The sequence below is a fragment of the Jiangella anatolica genome (genome assembly GCF_003236295.1).
Classification (GTDB): domain Bacteria; phylum Actinomycetota; class Actinomycetes; order Jiangellales; family Jiangellaceae; genus Jiangella; species Jiangella anatolica.
In genome coordinates this window covers 1-23603 of the sequence record NZ_POTW01000034.1, presented here as the reverse complement: position 1 = coordinate 23603, position 23603 = coordinate 1, and the positions used below count along the sequence as shown (strand labels likewise).

Here is a 23603-nt window from a genome sequence, read left to right as displayed (position 1 = left end):
GATCCCTCCCGCTTCCCCAGGCGTGCATGCCTGGTGAAGCGGGAGCACCCCAACTCAACGTGATCATTCCGGGGTGAACGTCGGTGCCAAGGGGTTGGGGACGGTGCCGAGGGCGGAGATGACGGGGCGTTCGGGGTCGTCGGCGTAGCCGCGCTCGAACAGCCGCAGCCGGTTCAGGCACAGCTTCGGGAACGTCGGCGACTCCAGGTCGAACAGCGTGTACCGGTCGGCCAGTTCGCCGCGGAACCGGTCCTGGTACGAGACGAGCACCGCCCGGGCGGACGCCCAGAAATCGGCCTCCGGCAGCCCGAGAACGTCGGCGCAGATCTCCGCCAGATACCGGTACACGCAGATCAGCAGCCCGTTCTGCAGATACTTGCGCAGCGTCTTCCCGTCCAGGATCACGTCGGCCAGCGCGGCGCGGACGTCCGGCGGGAGGTCCGCGTGCTCGGGGATCGACTCCGAGCAGATCGCCAGGTCGTCGACGAAGTCCTTGACGACCAGCCGCGTCGGCACGCCGTCACGGTGCACGATCATGCAGTTCTGCCCGTGCGGCGAGAACATCGCGCCGTACTTGTACAGCACGTGCAGCAGCGGTGGCAGCACCGCGGCGTGCAGCCGTGCGACCCACTCGGCCGGCGACAGCCCGCTCCGCGACACCAGCTCCGCCGCGAACGAGCCGCCGGATGGGTCGACGTGCAGGAGGGCGGCCAGCGAGACCGCCTGCTCGCCGTCGCGCAGGTACGGCTGGATCGGCTCGCGCCAGATCGCGCCGAGCAGCTCCGTGTACTGGTACGGCACGCCCGGCAGCGAGGCGTACGTCGGGTGCGCGACGCTGACGCCGGCCACCTCGCCGAGCAGGATCAGCCCGCTCTCCTGCAGAAACGCGTCCCCGGCGACCACCGACGACAGCCACGACGTGAGGGCCGGCGCCGCCAGCGTCCGCTCCCGCGGCAGCCCCCGATAGACAGACGTGTTGAGGATCGACAGCGGCAGCTTGAGGTACCGCCGGGCCGGGTCGTCGAGGTCGGTCATCGTGCGGATCGCCAGCTGCGGCCGGTACCGAGCCGGCCCCTCGCCGAGGAACACCAGCTCGCCGCGGGCCAGCTGGCCCGCGTGCAGCGACTGGATCCGGTGCGCCCACTGCCACGGGTGCACCGGCACGAACACGCAGGTCGACGGGTCCAGCCCGCCGAGCTGCGCGCCCGCCAGCAGCGCCTCGAACGCCGCGTCCCCGACCTGCTCCCGTACGACAGCGGGGTGATCCAGCCCGACGGCGTCCGCGACCGCCGGCGACGCGGCCAGCCACAGCAGCCGGACGTCGGCCCGCGCCTCCGGCGGGTACGCGAGCAGGTCGTCGGCGCCGAACCCGACCCGGCCCTTGTTCGCGACGATCCACGGATGCCCGGTCAGCTCGGCCTCGACCAGCACAGGTTCCAGGTCGACGAGCTCGGCAGCCGGCCGCGCGGTCGCCAGCTGGCGCGCGTCGGTGAGCAGCGTCGACGACAGCTCGGACACCGCGCCGGCGACGGTCGCCGCCTCCGCCCCGGCCGCCAGAAGCACCGCGGTGAACACGTCGACGGCGTCCGGCAGCGCCCCGCCGCCGGCCAGCTCGAGCGACGACGGATCCACCCGCCACCAGCCCAGTGCCCGCCGCGTCGCCCGTCCGGTCAGCGTCGCTCCCGGCAGCTCCACCGACACGGCGCCGGACAGCGGGATGATCTCCTCGTAGCCGAACTCGGTGAGCAGCTTCGCGATCAGCTCGCGGTTCGCCCGCTCCCAGTGCTCCAGGCCGAACGCGGTCATGGACGGGCCTCCTCGGGGACGCCGAAGCTCTGGTAGACGGTGCGGTCGCGGACCGGGTAGACCTCGCGGCCGGCCAGCTGGTTGACGATGACGGAGTTGCGGTGCGCGCCCAGGCCCAGGTCCGGCGCGCCGACGCCGTGCGTGTGCAGCTCGGCGTTCTGCGCGAACAGCGTCGACGGCGCGCCGGACGCCAGCGTCAGCCGGTAGTCCAGCGACACCTCCGGCCGGCCGAGCGCGTCGCGCGCCAGCACGCCGTCACGCACGGGCAGCGGGGACGGCTCGTGCCCGGTCCCGAGCACGACGACGTCGGTGTCGCGGGTGAACGTGCGGTCCAGGTCGCGGTGCCGCCAGGTCAGCCGCCAGCGCCGTCCGGGCACCGGCGACGGCGAGATCGCCACCAGCTCGCAGCCGCCGGCGTACACGACCGGCGGGTCGGCGCGGTCCACCGTCGCGGCGTAGAGCAGGTCGTAGATCCGCTCGCTGGTCTCGGCGGACAGCCCCTTGTAGAGCAGGTCCTGGCCGGCCCGGATCTCGTCGCGACGGACCGCGGGCAGGCCGTGGAAGTAGGAGGTGTACTCGGGCGTGAAGTGCTCCAGCCCGAGCTTGGAGTACTCCATCGGCAGGAACCCGCGCGACCGCGTGAACCAGTCCACCGTCAGCCCGCCGGGCAGCCCGGCCTCCAGCAGGTCGGCGACGACCTCGCCGGCGCTCTGCCCGGATCCGACGACGGTGACGGCGGACGCCGTCACCGCCTTCTCCCGGTAGGTCAGGTAGTCCTCGGTGTGGAAGACGCTCTCGCCGAGCACGGACCGGGCGACGGCGGGCACGGCCGGCCGGGTGCCGACGCCGAACACGACCGACCGGGCCCGGTGCTCCTCGACTCCGCCGGGCGTCTCGACGACGACGCGCCAGCCGCCGCCGTCGGGCTCCACCGCCGTCACTCGCGAGCCGAACCGGCAGGACGGCAGCGACTCCGCGACCCAGCGGGCGTACGCGTCGAACTCCGCCCGCGGCACGTGGAACCGCTCGTAGAAGTAGAACCGGTAGAGCCGGCCGCGTTCGTGCAGGTAGTTGAGGAAGGACCAGCGGCTGGTCGGGTCGGCCAGCGTGACGAGGTCGGCCAGGAACGGGACCTGCAGCGTCGTGCCGGGCAGCATCAGGCCGGGGTGCCAGGCGAACCGCGGCGCCGCCTCGAAGAACACCGCGTCGACGTCGTCGACGGGCGAGAGCAGCGCGGCCAGGCCCAGGTTGAACGGCCCCAGCCCGACGCCGATGACGTCGTACTCGGTCATTCGAGCACCCCCACCGCGGCGCGGTCGTCCGGCCAGCGGGCGTCGAAGGTCGCCCGCTCGCAGGCCAGGATTGCCGCGCGCTTCTCCGGCAGGTCGACCTCACCCAGCGACGTCAGCCCGAGCCGGTCGCAGTACGCGAGCATGCGGCCGTTGCGGACGTCGGGCTCGCAGACGGCACGGTCGCCGCGGTTGAGCAGCCAGGCCAGGATCGCCCGGCCCATGAGCCGCGGCACCCCGGTCCCGAGCATCGACAGCGGCCCGACCAGCAGGTGGAAGCCCTGGTCGTCGGACCGCGCCGGGTAGTAGCCGGCCAGCGCGTCCTCGGCGACGACGTACGTCTCGACGTAGCCGAACGGGACGCCGTGCGCCGACACGAGCCACGGCCGCAGGTGCGTCAGCCCGGCCAGATAGCTGTGGATCTCCGGCAGCGACACCCCGAGCTGCCACCACGGCACGACGTGCGAGCGGTTCATCCAGTCGTGGATCAGCTCGGCGTCATCGTCCGGCCGGACCGGCGCGAACGTCAGCTCCACCGCCGCTCCCGGCAGCGTGACCGACCAGCTCATCGGCTCACCGCCAGCGGGTTCGGCAGCGTCACGTACACCGACTGGGTGGCGATGTCGCCGACCAGCTCGTCCAGGTCGTGCGCCCGCGTCAGCAGGTTCGCCTTGCACGGCCAGCGCTCGTCGTCGAGCAGCCGGTCCAGCAGCGTCGCGGGGTACTGGCCGCCGCGCGCGCGTTCCTCCGTCAGCACCCTTCTCAGGTCGCTGAGGAGAGTGGACTCATCGACCGCCGGGCCGAGCGCGTTGACCACGCCGAGCGTGAGGTTGACGAACAGGTAGTAGACCAGCCGCTCGTCGGCCAGTTCCTCGGGGAAGATCGACTCGGTGACCTCGCCCAGCCCGGGGATGACGGCGGTCAGGTCGCCGTGGGCGGCCTCGCGGTGGAAGTAGCCCTGGCTGTCGCGGTAGGCGCCGCGGACCGGCCAGCCGCCGTCCAGCTCGACCAGCGTGTTCTGCTGGTGCGCCTCGAAGCACAGGCCGACGTCGAGGTAGAGCCGGACCAGCGACCGCACGACGACGTCGCAGAACCGGCCGAACCACTCGCGGGCGACGTCGTCCTCGGCCCGGCCGGTCCGTGCGGCCAGCGCCGCGACGATCGCGGCCAGGCGGCTGCGTCCGCCGTACGGATGGTCCTGGCACAGCGTGGTGAGCGCTGTGACGTCGGCCGGCCCCTGCTGGTTCCAGCGGTTCTCGCGAAGCAGGACGGAGAAGCCGTTCAGCACGGTGTCGCCGCGGGCAACCGTCAGGTAGGCGGGGTCCTGGACGAGGACGAAGTGGGGCGCGGCCTCCCGCGTCCGGGCGCCGACGACGGTGCGCGCGAGCGCCGCCGACTCGACTGCGCGGTCCAGCTCCTTCGCCAGCGTGACGCGCATGGAGTTCGTGACGCGGACGTGCAGGCTGAACTTGAGCTGCCATGGGCTGTCGGCCCGGTAGAGCGTCCGCACCGACGTGGTCGGCCGGAACGGCGCGCCCAGCGGGCCGAGGTCGACGACCGCGCCGGACTCGAACAGGTCCACGGTGTCCGGCGCCGCGCGCAGGTGCGCGGCCTCGAACGGGTGGGCGGGCAGCAGGATCCGGTCGCCGCGGGCTTGGGCCAGGACGGACCGGTCGACGGCGGGATCGTCGCGCAGCAGCGCCTCGGCCAGCTCCGGCGCGGACGCGTCGAGGGCACTGCCGTGGCGGACCAGGTCGCGGTCGACGGCCAGCCAGTGCACTGGGAAGGCGCCCGCGGTCTCGGGGGAGTACCGGCGGCGCTCGACGGCGCCCAGCTCGCCGCGGCTCTTCGGGGTCGGGTGGACGAGGTGACCGAGCAGCAGCGCCTGCTCGGACTCGATGAACGGCAGCGGCTCGGCCGACCAGAGCCGGTCGATGTCGGCGGCGCGGGTGGTCAGGTGGTCGGCGACCGCGGCGGCGCTGTCGAGGACGCGCGTGACCAGCGGCTCCGCCGTGGTCCCCGGCAGCGCGTCGGCGAGGAGGACGGCCAGCTGCGCGAGTCCGGCGGGGCGCGGTTCGGCGTCGCCGACCTGGATCAGCGCCGGGAGCTCCAACTGGTGCCGGAACGTCGCGGACACCCGGCGGACACCGACGATGAGGCGGGCGTTCCAGCGCGGCAGCGGGATGATGATCCGCGCCCCGCTGGTTCCGACGCCCCTGCCAGCGGTGTCGCCGATCGTGGCGGAGTCTGTCGGTGCCTGGTCGTAAAGTCGGTGGCCCACCCGGCCGGGCGGGGACTGCGCACCGGCAGTGCCGTCGGCAGGAGCGCTCGGCGATGCCGGCGGGGTCTGCGCACTCGGAACCGAGGCGTCGGGCGCGAGCGCGGAGCCGTACGGGGTCTGCACATCCGTGGTGTCGCCGATCGTGGCGGAGTCTGTCGGTGCCTGCTCGTAAAGTCGGTGGCCCACCCGGCCGGGCGGGGACTGCGCACCGGCAGCGTCGGCGGCGGCAGCGTCGGCGGCGGCGACCAGCGTCCACCCGGGCACCTCGCGCAGCCAGCACGACAGCAGCGCATGCGCCGTCGCATCGTCCGCGGCCCGGGTCGGCGTCGCGGCAGCGGCCAGGGCGGCGGCCTCCAGCACGTCCGTCATGCCGCCACCCCCACCCGTGCAGACGCCTCGGCGGCGACCGCGGCGAGCAGCGCCGCGACATCGTCCGGGCTGGTCAACGGGTTCGTGAAGGTCAGCTTCAGCGCGACGCGGCCGCGATACCGGGTCCGCCCGACAACGGCCCGGCCGGAGGTCAGCAACCGCCGCTGGACGTCGACGTTGAGGGCGTCCAGCCGGTCCTCGTCGACGCCGTCGGGGCGGCAGCGGAACAGTACGGTCACCGTCTGCGGCGGCGCCAGCAGCTCCAGGTCCGCGCGCCGCCGGACCGCCTCGCCGGCCAGCGCGGCCAGGTCGACCAGGTGCTCCACCAGCCCGGCCAGCCGCCGCCGGCCGGTCGCGCGCAGCGACACCAGGATCTTCAGCGCGTCGAACCGGCGCGACGTGTCCAGCGACCGGTCGACGAGGTTGAGCACGTCGTCGTCCTCGGTGCGGTTGAGGTAGTCGGCCGGCTCGCGCACGCTGCCCAGCGAGGCCGCCGACCGGACCAGCAGCGCGCTCGCGCCGATCGGCTGCCACCACAGCTTGTGCAGGTCGGCGGTGATCGAGTCGGCCCGCTCCAGCCCCGCGACCAGCGGCTTCAGCCGGTCGCTGAGCACGAGCGCCGATCCGACGGCGGCGTCGACGTGGAACCACGCGCCACACGCGGCGGCGCGGTCGGCCAGAGCGGCCAGCGGGTCGACGGCGCCGGTGTCGGTCGTGCCGGCGGTCCCCACGACGGCGATCGGCACCGCGCCGGTCTGCGCCAGCTGGTCCAGCGTCCGGTCCAGTGCCGCGACGTCCATCCGGCCGTCGTCATCGGTGCCGACCGCGACGACGGCGTCCCGGCCCAGCCCCAGCACGGCGGCGGCCTGCCGGACGCTGACGTGCGCGCCGGCCGACGCGAGGATCCGCCAGCGGCCAGCGCCGGCGGGCAGCCCGCTGAGGTTCGCCCCGCCGGCGGCGTGGTCGCGGGCGAGCAGCAGCCCAAGCAGGTTGGACGCCGTCCCGCCCGACGTCAGCACCCCGGACGCGGTCGCCGGCAGCCCGATCAGCTCGTTGAGCCGGCCGACCAGCCGGTCCTCGACGTACGTCGCCATCGGCGCCTGGTCGTAGGAGTCCATCGACTGGTTCGTCGCGGCGATCGCCAGCTCGGCCGCGGCCGCCGTCAGCAGCGTCGGCGGGTGCAGGTGGGCGGCGCACCACGGATCGGTGACCCGCGCGCCGTTCGCGAGCACCGTCCGCCCGACGTCGGCGAGCACCTCGCCGAGCGGCTCCGCGTCGTCGGGCAGCGGCTCGATCGCCTGGGCGGTCTCGCGCAGCCGAGCCGGCCCGGCGGACGGAAACGGCCCGCGCTCGTCGGTCGCGGTGAGGACGGCGAGCACCTCGGCGACTGCGGCCCGCAGCGCGTCGTGCGCGGCCGGGCTTCCGTCGAGGAACAGCGGTGCGGTCATCGGTCGGCACCTTCGTCCGCGTGCACCGACCGCAGCGCCGCGCCGAACGCCTCGACCGCCCGGTCCAGCTCGTCGTCGGTGATGATCAGCGGCGGCAGGAACCGGACGACGGCGTCGTGCGTGCCGCCGACCTCGACGATGACGCCGCGCTCCAGCATCGCGCGCTGCACCCGGGCGGCCAGCCAGCCGTCCGGCACCGGGACGCCGTCCGCGTCGACCACGCCGGGGTCGACCAGCTCGGCGCCGGCCATCAGGCCGCGGCCGCGGACGTGCCCGACCCTGGGGTCATCGGCGGCGACGGCGAGCAGTCCCTCGGTCAGCCGGCGGCCGGCCTCGCGGGCCCGCTGCGCCAGCCCGGCGCGGACCACCTCGCGGATCGTCGCCGCGCCCGCCGCGAGCGCCAGCGTCTGGCCGCGGAACGTGCCGGCGTGGGCGCCCGGCTGCCAGCCGTCGAGCTCGCCGCGGTGCACGATCACCGCCAGCGGCAGCCCGCCGCCGATCGCCTTGGACAGCACCAGCACGTCCGGATCCAGGCCGATCGCCTCGCTCGCCCACAGGTCGCCGGTGCGGCCGAGGCCGGTCTGCACCTCGTCGGCGATGAGGACGGTGTTCGCCGCGCGGGTGGCGCGGCGAACGGTCGCGGCGAAGGCCGGCGGCATCGGCTGCACGCCGCCCTCGCCCTGCACCGGCTCGGCGATGACGGCGGCCGGCGTCGCGATGCCGCTGAGGTCGTCGGTCAGGGCCCACTCCACCAGCCGGCCGGCCATCGCGGCCCCGTCGCTGTCGCTCACGCCGAACGGCGAGCGGAACGCCGTCGGGAACGGCAGGTGGTGGACGTCGGGCAACAGCGTGCCCAGCGGCTCCTTCACCGCCTTGCGCCCGGTCAGCGCGAGCGTGCCCTGGGTCATGCCGTGGTAGGCGCCGCCGAACGCGAGGACGCCGGACCGGCCGGTCGCGGTCCGGGCCAGCTTGACCGCCGCCTCGACGGCGTCGGCGCCGGTCGGCCCGCAGAACAAGATGCGGCCGTCGCGCAGCGGCTCGGGCAGCACCTCGAAGAGCTGCTCGACGAACCGGTCCCGGACCGGCGTCGGCAGGTCCAGCGTCGACAGCGGCGTCCCCTCGTCGAGGACGTCCCGCAGCGCCTGGACGACGACCGGGTGGTGGTGCCCCAGCGCCAGCGCGCCCGCGCCGGCCAGGCAGTCGAGGTACTCGCGGCCCTGGCGGTCGCGGACGGTGCTGCCGCTGGCCGCGACCAGCGCGATCGGCAGCCGGCGGGGGTAGGAGCGGGCGGAGGACTCTCGGCGGCGTTGGCGTTCGAGCAGGTCGTCGGCGGGTTCGGCGGTTCCGGTTGCTGGCGGTTCGGCGAGCCTGAGACCCTCGGGGTACGCCACGGGCGCGGTCCTTTCACGGAGAATGATCTGCAGTCAACTAGGTTTGCCTAACCTAACTCAGACCGCAAGCCACTCCGTCAGGTGTTCACCCGTCCTGTGTGGCCAGGCTCCCGGTGAGCGTGCCTTCTAGGGCGTAGGCGATGCAGACGGCGCCACGGTCGTACGACCAGCTGCGCTCCTCCGGATACAGGTAGAAGACACTGATGTTCGGGTCGTCCCAGGCCTGCTGCGAGAACGTCTCCAGCTCCTCGAGGCATCGCTCCTCGATGGTCGCGAAGAGCACCGCCTCGCCGGGATACTCGCCCTCGTCCAGGTCGAACGTCGCGTACACCTCGCCCTCGTGCGGCTGGTCGCAGGGGAGCGCCGGTACCGTCGCCATGCTCGTCTCGTCCTCGGTGTCGCGCAGCCCGGTGACGCAGTCGCCGACCCGCAGGTCCAGCGTCGAGACGTCGCCCTCCTCGACGATGGCGCCGTCCTCGTCGCGGTCGGCCATCGTCATGACCGCCCAGATGATCGCGCCGACGATGAGCGCCAGCCACAGCCCGGCCGTCACCAGCCCGCCGATCGCGAGGCCACGGCCCTTCTGCCCGGTCCGGGAGATCTGGACCAGCGCGATGATGCCGAAGATGATCGCCAGCGGGAAGATCGCGATGATGCCGAGCACCAGGGCGGCGACGGCGAGCCCGTTGACGCCGGGCTTGGGCTGCTGCTCGGCAGGCCACGGGTACTGGCCGTAGGGCGGCGGGTACTGGCCACCGGGTGGCGGCGGGTACTGGCCGCCGGGTGGCGGGTACGGGGTGGGGCCGGCCGGCGTCGACGGGTACGGCTGCGGCTGCGGCTGTGGCGTGGCGCCGCTGGGCTGCGCGTACGGGTTGGGCGGCGGCGCGCCGGGCTCGGACATGCACGGAAGCTATCGCACGCGGCGGACTCATGCAGCGCGGCGTGACATGCGATATCGCTCGTGCCATACGTCACAAAACGGTAACCTCGGCGCAAGCCGGTCGATCTTGACTCGGACTGCATGCCCCGTCGTCCCCCGCGGAGAGGAATGCGTTCATGAGGCTTACTGGTCACCCCCGTTCGAGGCGTCGCACGCTGACGTTGGCCGCCGCGGCCGTCCTGGCGGTCCCCGCGGTCGCCGTTCCCGCCGCTGTCGGGTCCGCCGAGCCGTCGGCCGCCGAGCTGCCCAGCGGCAACACCGCGTATCGGACGCTGGCCGACTACGAGGCCGACCTGGCCGAGCTGGTCGCCGACCATCCCGACCTGGTCAAACCGATCACGCTGCCCTATCCGACGACGTCCGGGCGCACCGTCCGCGGCGTCGAGATCAGCACGAACGTCACCGCCGATGACGGCAAGCCGGTCTTCGTCGACGTCGGCATGCACCACGGCAACGAGTTCCCCAGCGGCGAGCTGACCATGGAGTTCGCCATCGACCTGGTCGAGCGCGCGGCCGCCGGCGACCGTTCGGTGACCCGGCTGCTGGACCGCGCCCGCGTCGTCGTCGTGCCCGTCGTCAACGTCGACGGGTTCGTCCGCGGCCGCCGCCAGACCGACACCAACACCGACATGAACCGCAACTACGGCCTGGGCTGGCTGCCGATCTCCACCGGCGGGGCGGCCCCGTGGTCGGAGCCGGAGACGCGGAACATGGAGTGGCTGCTGTCGACCCGGCAGGCGGTCGTGTTCAACACGCAGCACACCTGCATCCAGGTCGTGCTGTATCCGCCGCTGCAGCTCGAGGCCGGCCCCGCCCAGGACGTCGACCGGCTGCACGCGCTCGCGTCGGAGGTCGCGTCGATCTACGGGCCCGGCTACAAGGCGCTGCCGTCGGCGGAGGACTACGAGACGACCGGCGAGGCGATCGACTGGGCCTACTACGCGACCCGCGGGCTCGCGCTGACCACGGAGACCTGCCCGGACGCCGGCGTGCCGCGCACCTACCAGACGCAGGTCCTCGACGTGTACGACGAGCACCGCGACGCGATGCTGACGATGCTCGAGACGGCCGCCGACCCCGACCAGTACGCCGTCATCGAGGGCCAGGGGCCGAAGGGCGCCGTGCTGCGCGTCACGAAGGCGTTCGACATGTACACCAGCCCCTACCTGCAGCCCGACGGCGCCACTCGCCCGTCGTCGTTCACCACCACGCTCGGCTCGGACCTGACGATCGAGAGCCGCAACGGCAAGTTCGAGTGGGCGGTGAACCCGTCGTACCGGCCGATCCCGGCGTACCAGGAGGACGGGGTGCACGGGTTCCAGACCGGGTTCTACGAGGAGCCGTGGATCCTCACCTGCGAGCGGCCCGACGGTACCGTCCTGCAGACCGTCGAGGTGAACGTGGACCTCGGCGAGTCGGTGACGGTGGACCTGAAGGAGTGCCGCCGCAAATTCCACCGGACGCGGCCGTAGGTCGATCGGGTCGCTCCGGGGTCGATCCGGAGGTCAGCAGGTTTCGACCCTCCGTGGTCATGGGCCGGCGTGCGAGCGTCGGCCCATGACCACGTTTCCCGTCGTGTTCGAGAGCAGCGGCACCCTGCTCGCCGGCCGCGTCCACCGTCGCACCGATGACCTTCTGGAGCGGCAGCCGGGCGTGCTGGTGACCGGGTCCTGGCTGACCGTCAAGGAGCAGATGGCCGACCTCTACGCCGCCGAGCTGGCCGCCCGCGGCTACACCGCGATCACGTTCGACTTCGCCGGCTTCGGCGAGAGCGGCGGCGAGCCGCGGCAGTTCGAGCTGCCCAGCCGCAAGATCGCCGACATCGCCGCGGCCGCCCGGTTCGCCTCGTCGCTGTCGTTCGTCCGTCCCGGCGGCCTCGGCTACGTCGGGGTGTGCGCGAGCGCCCAGTACGCCTTGGCGGCGATCGCCTATGGCGCGCCGATCGCGTCCTTCGGCTCGGTCGCCGGCTGGTTCCACGACACCGAGTCGGTCGCCCCCTTCTACGGCGGCATCGACGGCGTGCGCATGCGACTCGACCGGGCACAGGCCGCCCTCGCTCGCTTCCGCGACGACGGCGTCGTCATGACGGTGCCCGCGTACGAGCCCGGCAACGACCGCGCCGGCATGTTCTTCGAGATGGACTACTACGCGAACCCTTCGCGGGGTGCACTGCCATCCTGGCGCAACGAGATGGCCGAGGCGTCCTGGCTGCCGTGGCTCACGTTCGACGCCAAGTCGACGGCGGACGTGGTGGCGGCGCCGACGCTGTTCGTCCACTCGGACGGGTGCGTGTTCCCGTCCCACATCGAGGAGTTGCGGTCCCGGCTGCGTGGCCCGGTTTCGGCTGTGTGGGGCGAGGGGTCGCAGACCGACTTCTATGACCAGTCCGACCAGGTCGCATTCGCCGTCGAGGCGCTGGACGCGCACTTCTCGTCGACGCTGCCGTCGTCCTGACGGGTTGGTGCCGCTCCGGCGCCGAGTTGATCACGTTCGGCACGAAATCGCGTGTCGTACTACGCGTGCAATCGTGTCGACGCTCCAGAAAGCCTGGTGATGGACAACCCCGTCCGCCGGAAGGCGCTCGCCGCCGCGCCCTCCCGACGGCGCTCGTGGCGGGCGCCGGTGTGCTTGCCGTGTGCTCACCCGTCGCCTTCGGGATCGCCGGCGCTGCGCGTCTCGTAGTAGCGGCGTGACTTGTCGCGGCTGCCGCAGGTGGCCATGCTGCACCAGCGGCGGCGCCCGTTCTTGCTGGTGTCGAGGAACAGCCAGTGGCACGACGGGCAGTCGCCGAGGCGGTGCAGCGGCCCCGTCGTGAGCAGCCCGACCGCCGACGCCGCGACGTCCCAGAGGAGTACGCGCAGGGTCTGCGGCTCGGCCCACACCAGCCGGAACGTCTCGCCGTCGGCGACGATCCGGCCGCGCGCGAACCCCTCCGCGTGGGTGGCGTGCACCGTCTCCAGGTCGTCCGGTGGTGCGGCCTCACCGTGCGCCAGCGGCTCAAACACCCGGAACACCGCCTCGCGCAGGTCGCGCGCGGCGGGGAGGGTGAACCGCAGGCTCGGATCCCCGTCGACAGGATGCCCGACGGCGCGCGCCCAGGTCGTGACCTCCTCCGGCGACGCCAGCCAGTCACGCCGGGCGACCGGTCGCGCGTTGACCGTGTTGGCGAAGTCGAGGCAGAGCGCATTGCCCACCAGTTCGACGTCGGTCATGCCCGCCAGAATATCTCACCGTTCATATTGCGTTGACAGGTGAGAACGATTTGTGCCAGAACTACTACCAGTGAAACGCCGATGAAGGGTGAGAATCCGATGCGCGTGCTGCCGGTGTCGCTGGGCCGGTCGTTCAACGGGCTGTGGTTCGGGACGGGCGCGGCCAACCTCGGCGACGGGATGGCGCTGTTCGTTCTGCCGCTGCTGGCGCTCGCCGTCGATGCGTCCGCGGGTGGGGTCGCCGCGGTGACGGCGGCGCTGACGCTGGCGTGGCCGGTGTTCGGGCTGCACGCCGGCTGGATCGTGGACCGGGTGGACCGGCGCGCGCTGCTCGGCACGGTGAACGCGGTGCGCGGGCTGGTGCTGGGCGGGGTCACGGCCGCCTACCTGGCCGACGCGCTGTCGCTGCCGCTGATCCTTGCCGTGGCGGTGCTGCTCGGCGTGGCGGAGACGCTGGTCGACACGGCCCTGACCTCGACCATCCCGCTGGTCGTCGAGCCGGTCGGGCGCAGCCGGGCCAACGCGCGGATCGAGGCGACGGTCAACGTGACGAACCAGCTGGCCGGGCCGCCACTCGCCGGTCTCCTCGCCGGCGCTACGCTGGGCCTGGCGACCGGTGCCAGCGCGGCGCTCTATCTGCTCGCGGTGGGCGGTGTGCTGGTGATGACGCTGCACCGGTCGTCGCCCGCGGCTGCTGCCGAAGGAGTGGCAGTTGCGTCGACATCCGCCGCGGCTGCGTCGATCGGCGCCGCGGACGTGGCCATCTCCGCGGACAGCGGGACCGGTACGCACGTCAGTGTGACCGCGTCGATCCCGGCGCCGGTTGTTGACGTGGCCGCGGTGGTCGTTCCCGCGGCCAGCGGGGTTGGCGTGGCTGATGGGGCGGCTTCCCCGGATGCTCCGGCGGCGGCGCCCGGCGGCGTGACCGCATGGGTCGCGGCGTCCGCCGGCGGCAGGGGCGTCCCGGCGCCTCCCGCGGGCTCGGGTGACGGCGCGGCCTTCCCCGGCCCCGCCGCCGGTTCGCCGTCGCCGGGCCGGAGGCGGAGCGAGCTGGTCGCCGGGTTCCGGTTCCTGTGGGGGCAGCCGGTCGTGCGGACGCTGACCCTGTTCACCGCCGCCATGAACGTCGTCTGGGCGGTGGCCACCGCGCTGCTCGTCGTGTACGTGGTCGAGCCGGGACCGCTGGGCCTCTCGGCCGCCCAGTACGGGCTGCTGCTGACCGCCATGGCCGTCGGCGGCTTGATCACGTCCGTGCTGGTCGAGCCGCTGCGCCGATGGATCGGCACCACCCGCCTGCTGATCCTCGACTCCGTCGGCACGGTGCTGTTGGTGGCGCCGGTGGCCCTCGGCGCCGGGATCTGGGCGGTGGCGGCGGGCGCCGTCATCGCGGGGGCGGGATCGAGCATCTGGCGCATCGTCGCCGCGACGATCCGGCAGAACCTGTCGCCGCCGGAGCTGCTCGGCCGCATCTATTCGGCGTCGCGGATGATCAGCTGGGGCGTCATCCCGGCCAGCGCCGCCCTGGCCGGCCTCATCGCGGAGCTGTGGGGGCTGCGGACGGCGTTCGCGGCGGCGACGGTGCTCGGAGTCGCGGTGCTGGCCGCGTTCGTGCCGTTCGCGCTCCGCACCGACCTGGCCGCCGCCGTCCGCGGCCCCGCCGGCCCTGCCGGCCCCGTCGACGACGCCGGCCCCGTCGACCACATCGCGGCGGCACAGGGCTGAAAGCCGCCGATTCTGTCGGACCCTCGTGCCAGCATGGCCGGCATGGACGACACCGCGCTCATCCCGCTGAGCCGCCCCGACGCCTCGGCCGCCGTCGAGCACCTGGGCTGGCGGTATCTCCTCGCGCGGTTCCACACCGGCGTCGCGGTGGGGTCGACGATGGAGGCCGCGGATGTAGCGGCGACGGCCGCGCGGGCGGCGGGCGCCGCCGACGATCACCTGCGGGCCGACCTTCGGCCGGGCCGGGTGCTGCTGAGCCTGCAGGACCCCGCCATCGCGAACGTGACCAGCGAGGACGTCGAGGCGGCGGACCGCATCACGGCGGCGCTGCGGGCCACCGGGCGCGACGCCGACGCGGCGATCGGCGGGCTGCCGCGGTCCGAGCAGTCGCTCGAGATCGCCATCGACGCGATCGACATCCCGGTGATCCGGCCGTTCTGGAAGGCGGTGCTCGCCTACACCGACGAGCCCGGCCTGGACGGGCCGGCGGACGCGCTGGTCGACCCGCACGGCCAGGGCCCCGCGCTCTGGTTCCAGCAGATGGACGCGCCGCGGCCGCAGCGCAACCGCATCCACTTCGACATCAGCGTCCCGCACGACGAGGCCCAGCGCCGGCTGGCGGCCGCCCTCGACGCCGGCGGGCGGCTGGTGAACGACGGACGGGCACCGGCGTTCTGGGTGCTGGCCGACGCCGAGGGCAACGAGATCTGCATCTGCACCTGGCAGGGACGGGACTGATGTGATGACGACGCTCGGGCTGGTCTGCGTGCCGTCGAGTGCTGCCGCGCACTGGCCGGGCCAGGAGCGGGCGCCGGCGGCGCTGCGGGCGGCGGGTCTGGTCGAGCGGCTCCGGCGGACCGGCCAGGCGGTCCACGACCACGGCGACCGGCCGGTCCGGCGCTGGGCGGCGCACCCGGCGCCGGACGGCGGCGGCCTGAACAACCTCACCGCTGTGCTCGAGGTCCTCGACGACACCCGCACGGCGGTGCGCACGATCCTCGACGCCGGCCAGACGCCGTTCGTCGTCGGCGGGGAGTGCACGCTGACCATCGCCGTCATCAGCGCCCTCACCGCGGCGGGCCAGGACGTCGGGCTCATGTACGTCGACGGCGGGCAGGACCTCATGACGCCGGCCGAGCACCCGCAGGAGCCGATCGCCGACGGCATGGGGGTCGCACACCTGCTGGACCTGCCCGGGACGGCGCAGGCGCTCAGCGGCTTCGGCCCGCGACGGCCGCTGCTCACCGCCGACCGCGTCTGCTTCTTCGGCTACGCCGACGACGAGGAGGACGTGCACGGACGGGTGCCGAGCTGGCGGTTCCCGGCGGCGTCGGTCGGCGCCGACCCGGCCGCCGCGGCCGGGCTGGCGTTGTCGGCGCTCACGTCGGTCGTCGACCGTTTCGTCGTCCACCTCGACGTCGACGTCGTGAACTTCCTCGACCTCCCGGCCGCGGACGTGCCGCAGTACCGGGGGCTCGCGCTCGACCAGGTCATGAGCGCGGTGACGGTCATGGTGCGGCATCCCGGGTTCGCCGGCCTGGTGCTCACCGAGTTCAACCCCGATCACGGCGAGCCGGACGGATCGACGGCCCGGCGGCTGACCGCGGCCGTCGCCGACGCCTTCGACCCGGGCCACACCGGACGCGAGACACTGGGTCCGTGACCGCCGACCCCACGCCGGGCGACCTGATGCGCCGCATCGCGTTCCTGCTGGAGCGCGCCCGCGAGCCGACCTACCGCGTCCGCGCCTTCCGGACCGCCGCACAGACCGTCGACGACGTCGGCATCGGCGAGCTGATCGAGCGGATCGAGGCCGGCACGCTGACCGAGCTGCCCGGCATCGGCAAGGTCACCGCGACCGTCATCACCGAGGCGCTGGCCGGCGAGGTCCCGGTCTACCTGCGCCGTCTGGAGGCCACCGGCGGCCGCCCGGTCGCCGAGGGCGGCGCGGAGATCCGGACGGCGCTCCGCGGCGATCTGCACGTGCACTCGGACTGGTCCGACGGCGGCAGCCCGATCCCGGAGATGGTCGCGGCCGCCGCCGAGCTCGGCCACGAGTACATGGCGCTGACCGACCACTCGCCGCGGCTGACCGTCGCCAACGGGCTGTCCGCGGACCGGCTGCGCCAGCAGCTCGACGTCGTCGCGGGGTTGAACGAGCAGAGCGACGGGATCCGGGTCCTCACCGGCATCGAGGTCGACATCAACGAGGACGGCACCCTCGACCAGACCGACGAGCTGCTCGGCCGGCTGGACGTCGTCGTGGCGAGCGTGCACTCGAAGCTGCGCATGGCCTCCGACGAGCTCACCGAGCGCATGGTCACCGCCATCGCGAACCCGCACACGGACGTGCTCGGGCACTGCACCGGCCGGCTCATCACCGGCGGGCGCGGCACCCGGCCGGAGTCGACGTTCGACCCGGAGATCGTGTTCGCCGCGTGCGCGCGGTTCGGCGTCGCCGTCGAGATCAACTCGCGGCCGGAGCGGCTGGACCCGCCGAAGCGGCTGCTCCGGCTCGCCGTCGAGGCCGGCTGCATGTTCGCGCTCGACACCGACGCGCACGCGCCCGGCCAGCTGGACTGGCAGCCCTACGGGTGCGAGCGCGCGGCCGCGTGCGGGGTGCCGATCGAGAAGATCGTCAACACCTGGCCGGTCGACCAGCTGCTCGCCTGGACCCGACGCGGCTCGTAGGGCACCATGCCGCCCATGCCGCGTCGCGCCGCCCTCGTGCTCCTGCTCGTGCTCTGCCTGACCGGCTGCTCGGGTGGTGACTCCGACGACGGCGGCAGCTCGCCGTCCGCGGCACCGACACCCGCCGGACCGTACCAGGAGGTCGAGTTCACCGGTGGCGACGGCCAGCCGCGGCAGGGCCGGCTGTTCGGCCCCGACGACGCGCCGGTCGCCGTCGTCCTGTCGCACATGGGCAGCGACGGCGACAGCCAGGAGGACTGGGCCGCGACGGCGGAGGCGCTCGCCGGGCGTGGCCACCAGGTGCTGACGTACGAGCGGCTCCGGCCGCGGTACCAGGTCTGGCAGGACGTGATCGGCGCCGTCGAGTACCTGCGCGACCACGGCGCGGGCCGAGTCGTGGTCGCCGGGGCCAGCCTCGGAGCCATGGCGTCGCTGCACGTCGCACTGCAGCCGTCGCCGCCGGCCGACGGCGTCGTGTGGGTCGCAGGACTCCTGCACTCGGAGGGCATGGACTTCGACCAGGCGACGGTCGCCGGCCTGAGCTGCCCGGCGCTGCTGATCACCGGCGACGGTGACAGCTACGGCGCCACGGAGGACACCCGGCAGTTGCACGCCTGGTTGCCCGGGAGCGAGCTGCTCGTCCTGCCCACCCCGAGGCACGGCACCGACATCCTCGCCGAGGGCGGCGCCCCGGCCGAGCAGCTCCAGACCGCGATCCTCGACTTCGTCGACGGCGTCGCCGCGGCCGAGGCGTCCACGCCCTGTTGACGGCGTCGCGAGTGGTGGCCCGGGGGGATGCCGTCAGGGGTAGGCGCGGGCGTCCGAGCGAGGAACGAGCGAGGCGGGCGGGGACGGCATCCCCCCGGACCACCACGGATTTGGGCGTCAGTGCGGGCGGCGGACGGCCAGGGCGCCGGCGACCAGCGCGACGACGGCCATCACGGCGCAACCCCACAGTGCGGCGACCGGCCCGTTCGCGTCGACGAGCACGCCGAGCAGGCTGGTCGTGCCGGCCGCGATGCCGACACTGAGCCCGAGCGCCATCCCGGCCGCCAGTCCGGCGTGCCGCGGCAGGCCGTCCTGGGCGACGATCACCAGCGGGTAGAAGATGCCCTCGAGCACGAACCCGATGACCACCAGCAACGCCACCGCCAGGAACGCCCCGTTCAGCGGCAGCACCGCCGTCAGCGGCACCAGCGCCAGCACCGACACCAGCACGACCGGCCGCCGGCCATGCCGGTCGCCCAGCGTCCCGGCCGCGTAGGTGCCGACGGCGCCGGCCAGCAGCATCCCGGTGACGGCGGCGCTGCCCAACCCGACACCGGCGCCGAGCGTCTCGTCGAACCAGACCGGGGCGAACGCCATGAGCCCGAACAGCACACCCGCGGCCGCCGTCGCGCCGAGCGTCGCGAACCCGAACGTCCGCCAGTCGCTCGGCAGCGCTGCCGTCGCGGCCGGATCGGCGGCGGCCTCGACGCCGGACGAGTCGATGCCGCGCCCCAGCAGCAGCGCCCCGGCCAGCGGGATCACGGCGACCGCGCCGGCCGCCTCGATGCCGTACGCCGCGCCGAGCGGCACGACCAGCGACGGGCCGAGCGCGAAGCCGATGTTGCCGCCGAGCGCGAAGACGCCCAGCGCAGCGCCGGGGCTGGCGGCCGCCGCGGCCCGGGTCGCGCGGAACGCCTCCGGGTGGAAGATCGCGACGCCGAGGCCGCCGAGCAGCAGGGCGGCGGCGATCGCCCCGAACGAGTCGAGCAGCGTCGCCGCCAGCAGCCCGAGGCCGGCCAGCGCCAGCCCGAGCGGCTGCAGCCAGGCGGCCCGGACCTTGTCGCCGACGACGCCGGCCAGCGGTTGCATCACCGACGACGCCAGGCTGCCCGCCAGCACCAGCAACCCGGCGTCGGCGTAGGTCATGCCGCGTTCGGCGACGAAGAACGGGATCAGCGCGGGGACGGCGGCCTGGAACAGGTCGGCGCCGGCGTGCGCGGCGGTCAGCCGGGCGACCCGGCCGCGGTCGACGTCCTGGCCGGGGATGACCCGCTCGAGCAGGGCCGTCACGGCAGTAACCCGTTCAGCGTCAGCTCGATGACGGCGTCCGTGGTGCGCTTCGCCGACCAGCGGTGCTCGCGGCGCAGGTGGCGGTAGGTCTCGCAGACCTGGACGTAGAGCACGGTGGCCGCCTCCTCCGGATCGGCGACCGTGCGCAGCGAGCCGTCCAGCGCGCCGTCGCGCAGCAGCCGGACGATCGGCGCGGTGAACTCGGAGCGGGTCAGCGACTCGTCGCCGGGCTCGTGGTAGATCGCGTTCAGCGCCGGGTCGTCGAGCCCGGCCAGCAGGTCCGAGCGCTCGTCGGTGATCGCGCAGAAGACCTCGAACGCGGCGGTCAGCCGGGTGCGGGCGTCGCCGGGGCCGGTGAGGACGGGGAGCAGCCGCTCGCGCTCCTCGCGGGCCAGCTCGTCGCGCAGCGCGACCAGGATCGCCGTCCGCGTCTCGCCGCGCCGGTACAGCGTGACGCGGGTGATGCCGGCCTCCTTGGCGATGTCGGCCATCGACGCGCCGCCCAGCTGCTGCCGCTCGGCCAGCCGCTTGGCCGCGGCCAGGACGTCCTGAGACACCGTCGATTCACTCACGATACAAGATGTATCACGGTGCAGCTCAGGGCGTCCAGGCCTGGCGGCAGGTCAGTTCAGCCGGTAGGCGCGGATCACCTCCTGCTCGAGCCGCGTGCCATCGCCCTGGGCATCGATGCGCAGCGAGACGTGCTCGGCGTCGTCGGGGTGCTTGACGGTGACGGCGTACCGGCCCGGGCTGCTCGCCGACGGCCGGACCACCGCGGGCCGCCAGCTGGCGCCGTCGTCGTAGGAGACCTCCACCCGCACCCGGTGCACCGACGGCGACGGCGCGCCGAGCTGCCCGCCGACCGTCATGCCGAACTGGAACGTCCGCCCGGCCGGCGCCCGGTTCAACCCGTCCAGCGGCACGTCGTACGTCGCGAACAGCAGCGGCAGGAACGCGCAGTCGCGATGACCGCGGTCGGTGCACGCGTACTGCGGCGGCAACGGCGCCGAGGCCGGGAGCGACGGGGCGGCGGACCGGAACGTCCACGCCGTCGACGACCGCGTCCCGAAGCTCCACGGCGCGTCCGACCAGGCGTCGACCTCCAGCCGGTACTCCGAGTCCGCCGCGACCGCCGCCAGCACCCCGCGCCCGGTGCGCCGGCTGACCACCAGCTGGTCATCGCGGTACAGCCGGGTCGCCGAGTTCTCCCAGCGGGTGTCCCAGGCACCGTAGTGGCCGTCGCCGGAGTCGGCGAAGTCCTCGATCCAGAAGAACAGCTCGTCGGCGTCGCGGCAGGCCGGGCAGGGGATCGCCAGCCGGGTCTGCTCGAGCGCCTCGCGCCGCGGCGACGGCACGAACGGCCCGCCGAACCAGGTGTCCTCCAGCTCGTCGCCGGCCGACAGCGTCCGCAGCCGGTCCCGCACGTGCCGGGCCAGGACCACCTCGTCGGTCTCGTAGCCGACGGCCTGCTTGAGCCACAGCATCCCCGGCGACGCCGTGACGTACTCCGTCCGCTCCCACGGCGCCCGGTAGTAGCGGTAGGAGTCGAACGACGACACCTGCCAGGGCGCGAACGAGGCGTTCACGTCGGCGACGGTGCGTTGCGGCGCGTCCGCGTGGTACGTGCTCGACACCGTCGCGAGGTCGTCGGTGTCGACGTCGTACGACAGGTCCGTGCCGACCGCGCCGTCCTGGTCGAAGCGCAGGTCGTAGAGGTAGGGGCTGTCCGGTGTGGAGTGGACGGTGACCGTGCCGCCGCCGCGGGCCAGCAGCGCCTCGGCCTCACTCAGGTCCAGTGCGGCGCCGGGGATCGGCAGCCCGCGCTCGACCGCGCCGGAGAACGGGTAGCCGTTGCGGCTGTACAGCAGCGCCAGTTCGGCGCCGGCTGTGGCGACCGCCCGGATCTGCTCGCTCCACTGCCCGCCGACGGCCTCGACCAGTGCGATCCGCCCGTCCAGGTCGAGCCCGGCCAGCTCGGACGGTGTCGCGGCGCCGGCGTCGACGACGTCCCACCGGAACCGGCCCGCGGGCAGCTCCGGCGCGTAGACGAAGTACTCCGGCTCGAACGACTCCAGTCCGGCGCCGTCGACGACGATGTCCGGCTCGGCCAGCGAGAACTGCGTGACGAGGTGGAAGCCGCCCTCGGTGGCCTCCTCGGTCGGCGTCGCGTAGATGTCGGTGAACGGCTCGCCGAGCAGGTAGCGGTAGTGCATCGCCTCGCCGGCCAGCGGGAAGCGCCAGAACTCGACCTTCGCGGTGACGCCCTCGACGGTCCGGCCGACCTCGGCCGTGACCGGGACCGCGGTGCGCCCGTCCAGCACGACGCTCGCGCCGCCCGGCCCGACCTCGACCTGCGGGTCGCCGGCGAACGTATAGGTGTACCGCTCGCCGTCCAGGTCGGTCATGATGCTCAGCGCGCTGTACGTGCCCGGTGGGACGCGGACGGTCGCCTGGCCGCGCGCGTCCAGGTCGGGGAACGAGACGTGCTTGGACGAGTCGTCGACGTTGCCGATCTGCAGCGTCGCGCCGCGGTTCGGGTCGCCGTTGCGGTCGAGGACGGTGACCGTCAGCTCGTAGACCTCGGGCTCCTTGTTCAGCCCGAGCGGGAGCGAGACGCTCACCCCGTCCGGGCCGGTGCCGGTGACGAACCCGCTGTACAGGCCGGCGGCGCCGAGCGACGGGTCGAGCGTGAGGTCGACGGTGGCGGCGCCGTTGGCGGGGACGGTGACCGACGGCGTATCGAGTGTGAGCAGGCCGGCCGGAGCGGGGGTTCCGCCGGTGCTCGCCGACGCCGCGACGTCGAGCGTGACCGGCGCCGCCGTGACGTTGGTGAACGTGACGGTGCGGACGATCGGCTCCAGCTCGGTCTGCGGATACGGCAGGTAGCCGAAGTTCAGCGGCGCCGGGCCGGCGTAGACGCCCTGCGCGACGGCGGTCGCGACGTCGAGGCGGCCACCGCCCTGCTGGTAGACGGTCAGCCGGGCACGCGGGATCGCGGTCGACACGAGCGCGGCCTTGACCTGCTCGGGCGTCCAGTCAGGGTGCTGCTGCCGGACGATCGCGGCGGCGCCGGCGACGTGCGGCGTCGCCATCGAGGTGCCGGTCGCGCTCGTGTAGAGCGTGTCGACCGGCGTGCCCAGCGCGGTGCCGGCGGCCCGGGCGGCGACGATGTTCGTGCCGGGCGCGGTGATGTCCGGCTTGACGGCGTGGTCGCCGACGCGCGGGCCGCGGCCGGACGACGGCGCGATCTCGTCGGTCTTGGTGACGTTGCCGACGGTGAGCGCGGCGTCGGCGGCGCCCGGGTTCGTCAGCGAGTAGTCGCCCGGCCCGTAGTTGCCGCCGGCGACGACGAACAGCGCGCCGGTCTCCGCGGTCAGCTCGTTCACCGCCACGCTGAGCGGGTCGGTGCCGTCGGTGGGCCAGCCGCCGAGGCTCATGCTGACGACGTCGGCGCCGCCGCGCGCGGCCCACTCCATGCCGGCGATCACCCAGGAGTCCTGGCCGTTGCCGCCGTCGTCGAGGACCTTGCCGATCATCAGGTCGGCGCCGGGCGCGACGCCGCGGCGGGCGCCGCCGGAGCCCGCGCCGGTGCCGGCGACGGTCGCGGCGACGTGGGTGCCGTGGCCGTGCCGGTCGACCGGGCTGCCGCTGCCGGTGAAGTCCTGCTGCTGAGCGATCCGGCCGGCGACGTCGGGGTGGCCCGCGTCGATGCCGGTGTCGAGGACAGCGACCGTGGTGCCGGCGCCGTCGAGGCCCTGCTGCCAGGCCTGCGGCGCGCCGACCATCGGGACGCTGACGTCGAGCGTCGCGGCGACGCTGCCGTCGAGCCACACGCCGTCGACGCCGCTGTCGTCCTGGACGGCGGCCCAGAAGTCGGCGGCGTCGGCCTTGCTGACCTCGATCGCGGCGCCGTCGATGCTGGGCAGCGGCAGGGTGGCGTCGCTGGCCGGCAGGTTCTCGGCCTTGGTCGCGACGGTGGCCGCGGACCGCGCGGCGGTGCCGTCGTAGGTGACGATGACCGGCAGCTCGGCGGTCGCATCGTCGGCGTAGCCGCTCTCGATCAGCCGGGTGACGTTGAACAGCTGGTCGTCGACGGTTCCGGCGCGGACCTGCGGCGCGACGCGGGCCGGGACGACGTACGTGTCGCCGTCCAGCTCGTACGCCTCGACCGCGCCGCCGTCCGCCGCGTCGACCGCGACGGAGGTCTTGCCACCGACGGTCGTCACGTGGACGACGTCGCCGGTGACCAGCGTGACCAGCGTGGTCGACTCGGCGGCCGCCGGGTCTGCCGGGTCGGCGGCCGGTGGCGGTGCGGTGGGTGGAGCGGACGTGGCCGGGGCGGCCGCGGCGGCGGTGGCGGTCAGCGCGACAGCGAGTCCGGCGGCGGCCCGGTGAG

At 73.9% G+C, this 23603-nt stretch carries 18 protein-coding genes; 7 read left to right on the top strand and 11 right to left on the bottom strand.

The window, feature by feature from the left end; all coding sequences use genetic code 11:
• Nucleotides 1–63: 63 nt before the first annotated feature.
• The 7 genes from C1I92_RS15575 to C1I92_RS15545 form a co-directional block, all read right to left on the bottom strand.
• Entirely contained in the window at nucleotides 64–1806 is a 1743-nt protein-coding gene (locus tag C1I92_RS15575) for an IucA/IucC family protein (protein WP_111255572.1), read from the bottom strand.
• The gene (locus tag C1I92_RS15570; protein ID WP_111255571.1) at nucleotides 1803–3098 is read right to left on the bottom strand and encodes a lysine N(6)-hydroxylase/L-ornithine N(5)-oxygenase family protein; all 1296 of its coding nucleotides are present in this window, start codon (nucleotides 3096–3098) and stop codon (nucleotides 1803–1805) included. The genes C1I92_RS15575 and C1I92_RS15570 overlap by 4 nt, the downstream gene beginning before the upstream one ends.
• Nucleotides 3095–3664, bottom strand: a complete 570-nt coding sequence (locus C1I92_RS15565; protein ID WP_111255570.1) for a GNAT family N-acetyltransferase — start codon at nucleotides 3662–3664, stop codon at nucleotides 3095–3097. Before C1I92_RS15565 ends, C1I92_RS15570 begins: the two co-directional genes overlap by 4 nt.
• Nucleotides 3661–5745 carry an IucA/IucC family protein gene (locus tag C1I92_RS15560; RefSeq protein WP_111255569.1) on the bottom strand — a complete coding sequence of 695 codons (2085 nt, stop codon included), beginning with the start codon at nucleotides 5743–5745 and terminating at the stop codon, nucleotides 3661–3663. The genes C1I92_RS15565 and C1I92_RS15560 overlap by 4 nt, the downstream gene beginning before the upstream one ends.
• Nucleotides 5742–7193 (bottom strand): pyridoxal phosphate-dependent decarboxylase family protein, encoded by a 1452-nt coding sequence (locus tag C1I92_RS15555; RefSeq protein WP_111255568.1) that lies wholly within the window; start codon nucleotides 7191–7193, stop codon nucleotides 5742–5744. The genes C1I92_RS15560 and C1I92_RS15555 overlap by 4 nt, the downstream gene beginning before the upstream one ends.
• Nucleotides 7190–8584 carry a diaminobutyrate--2-oxoglutarate transaminase family protein gene (locus C1I92_RS15550; protein WP_111255567.1) on the bottom strand — a complete coding sequence of 465 codons (1395 nt, stop codon included), beginning with the start codon at nucleotides 8582–8584 and terminating at the stop codon, nucleotides 7190–7192. The genes C1I92_RS15555 and C1I92_RS15550 overlap by 4 nt, the downstream gene beginning before the upstream one ends.
• An 85-nt stretch (nucleotides 8585–8669) precedes the next feature.
• Nucleotides 8670–9485: a DUF4190 domain-containing protein gene (locus C1I92_RS15545; RefSeq protein ID WP_111255566.1), complete on the bottom strand. Its 816-nt coding sequence runs from the start codon at nucleotides 9483–9485 to the stop codon at nucleotides 8670–8672.
• A 155-nt stretch (nucleotides 9486–9640) separates the two neighbouring features.
• Between C1I92_RS15545 and C1I92_RS15540 the strand changes: the two genes are divergently transcribed.
• Together C1I92_RS15540 and C1I92_RS15535 are read left to right on the top strand one after the other, a co-directional pair.
• On the top strand, nucleotides 9641–10996 hold the full coding sequence (locus C1I92_RS15540) for a M14 family zinc carboxypeptidase (RefSeq protein WP_111255565.1): 1356 nt from the start codon (nucleotides 9641–9643) through the stop codon (nucleotides 10994–10996).
• Between the two features lie 85 nt (nucleotides 10997–11081).
• Nucleotides 11082–11978: an alpha/beta hydrolase gene (locus tag C1I92_RS15535; RefSeq protein ID WP_111255564.1), complete on the top strand. Its 897-nt coding sequence runs from the start codon at nucleotides 11082–11084 to the stop codon at nucleotides 11976–11978.
• 185 nt (nucleotides 11979–12163) lie between these two features.
• Here C1I92_RS15535 and C1I92_RS34910 read toward each other — a convergent pair whose 3' ends face one another.
• Entirely contained in the window at nucleotides 12164–12736 is a 573-nt protein-coding gene (locus C1I92_RS34910; protein ID WP_111255563.1) for a CGNR zinc finger domain-containing protein, read from the bottom strand.
• 99 nt (nucleotides 12737–12835) lie between these two features.
• Here C1I92_RS34910 and C1I92_RS15525 point away from each other — a divergent pair, with 99 nt between their 5' ends.
• From C1I92_RS15525 to C1I92_RS15505, 5 genes are read left to right on the top strand one after another with little or no spacing between them, the layout of a single operon-like run.
• Nucleotides 12836–14458 (top strand): MFS transporter, encoded by a 1623-nt coding sequence (locus C1I92_RS15525; protein ID WP_158564144.1) that lies wholly within the window; start codon nucleotides 12836–12838, stop codon nucleotides 14456–14458.
• 42 nt (nucleotides 14459–14500) lie between these two features.
• Nucleotides 14501–15196, top strand: a complete 696-nt coding sequence (locus C1I92_RS15520; protein ID WP_111255609.1) for a VOC family protein — start codon at nucleotides 14501–14503, stop codon at nucleotides 15194–15196.
• 4 nt (nucleotides 15197–15200) lie between these two features.
• Nucleotides 15201–16121 carry an arginase family protein gene (locus C1I92_RS15515; RefSeq protein WP_199521270.1) on the top strand — a complete coding sequence of 307 codons (921 nt, stop codon included), beginning with the start codon at nucleotides 15201–15203 and terminating at the stop codon, nucleotides 16119–16121.
• Between the two features lie 26 nt (nucleotides 16122–16147).
• Nucleotides 16148–17149, top strand: a complete 1002-nt coding sequence (locus C1I92_RS15510) for a PHP domain-containing protein (protein WP_111255608.1) — start codon at nucleotides 16148–16150, stop codon at nucleotides 17147–17149.
• A gap of 15 nt (nucleotides 17150–17164) precedes the next feature.
• Nucleotides 17165–17917 carry an alpha/beta hydrolase gene (locus tag C1I92_RS15505; RefSeq protein ID WP_158564143.1) on the top strand — a complete coding sequence of 251 codons (753 nt, stop codon included), beginning with the start codon at nucleotides 17165–17167 and terminating at the stop codon, nucleotides 17915–17917.
• Nucleotides 17918–18034: 117 nt separating this feature from the next.
• Here C1I92_RS15505 and C1I92_RS15500 read toward each other — a convergent pair whose 3' ends face one another.
• The 3 genes from C1I92_RS15500 to C1I92_RS15490 form a co-directional block, all read right to left on the bottom strand.
• Nucleotides 18035–19207, bottom strand: a complete 1173-nt coding sequence (locus C1I92_RS15500) for an MFS transporter (protein WP_111255559.1) — start codon at nucleotides 19205–19207, stop codon at nucleotides 18035–18037.
• The gene (locus C1I92_RS34470) at nucleotides 19204–19764 is read right to left on the bottom strand and encodes a TetR/AcrR family transcriptional regulator (RefSeq protein WP_199521269.1); all 561 of its coding nucleotides are present in this window, start codon (nucleotides 19762–19764) and stop codon (nucleotides 19204–19206) included. Before C1I92_RS34470 ends, C1I92_RS15500 begins: the two co-directional genes overlap by 4 nt.
• A 66-nt stretch (nucleotides 19765–19830) precedes the next feature.
• Nucleotides 19831–23603, bottom strand: a 3773-nt coding sequence (locus tag C1I92_RS15490) for a S8 family peptidase (RefSeq protein ID WP_111255558.1), incomplete at its 5' end; no start/stop codon positions are given.

What these genes read in the sequence shown, in the direction of transcription:
- C1I92_RS15540 (WP_111255565.1), top strand. Translation starts at nt 9,641, where the DNA reads ATGAGGCTTACTGGTCACCCCCGTTCGAGGCGTCGCACGCTGACGTTG.
- C1I92_RS15515 (WP_199521270.1), top strand. Translation starts at nt 15,201, where the DNA reads ATGACGACGCTCGGGCTGGTCTGCGTGCCGTCGAGTGCTGCCGCGCAC.
- C1I92_RS15555 (WP_111255568.1), bottom strand. Translation starts at nt 7,193, where the DNA reads ATGACCGCACCGCTGTTCCTCGACGGAAGCCCGGCCGCGCACGACGCG.
- C1I92_RS15565 (WP_111255570.1), bottom strand. Translation starts at nt 3,664, where the DNA reads ATGAGCTGGTCGGTCACGCTGCCGGGAGCGGCGGTGGAGCTGACGTTC.
- C1I92_RS15525 (WP_158564144.1), top strand. Translation starts at nt 12,836, where the DNA reads ATGCGCGTGCTGCCGGTGTCGCTGGGCCGGTCGTTCAACGGGCTGTGG.
- C1I92_RS15570 (WP_111255571.1), bottom strand. Translation starts at nt 3,098, where the DNA reads ATGACCGAGTACGACGTCATCGGCGTCGGGCTGGGGCCGTTCAACCTG.
- C1I92_RS15545 (WP_111255566.1), bottom strand. Translation starts at nt 9,485, where the DNA reads ATGTCCGAGCCCGGCGCGCCGCCGCCCAACCCGTACGCGCAGCCCAGC.
- C1I92_RS15575 (WP_111255572.1), bottom strand. Translation starts at nt 1,806, where the DNA reads ATGACCGCGTTCGGCCTGGAGCACTGGGAGCGGGCGAACCGCGAGCTG.
- C1I92_RS15520 (WP_111255609.1), top strand. Translation starts at nt 14,501, where the DNA reads ATGGACGACACCGCGCTCATCCCGCTGAGCCGCCCCGACGCCTCGGCC.
- C1I92_RS15510 (WP_111255608.1), top strand. Translation starts at nt 16,148, where the DNA reads ATGCGCCGCATCGCGTTCCTGCTGGAGCGCGCCCGCGAGCCGACCTAC.
- C1I92_RS15535 (WP_111255564.1), top strand. Translation starts at nt 11,082, where the DNA reads ATGACCACGTTTCCCGTCGTGTTCGAGAGCAGCGGCACCCTGCTCGCC.
- C1I92_RS15505 (WP_158564143.1), top strand. Translation starts at nt 17,165, where the DNA reads ATGCCGCGTCGCGCCGCCCTCGTGCTCCTGCTCGTGCTCTGCCTGACC.
- C1I92_RS15560 (WP_111255569.1), bottom strand. Translation starts at nt 5,745, where the DNA reads ATGACGGACGTGCTGGAGGCCGCCGCCCTGGCCGCTGCCGCGACGCCG.
- C1I92_RS34910 (WP_111255563.1), bottom strand. Translation starts at nt 12,736, where the DNA reads ATGACCGACGTCGAACTGGTGGGCAATGCGCTCTGCCTCGACTTCGCC.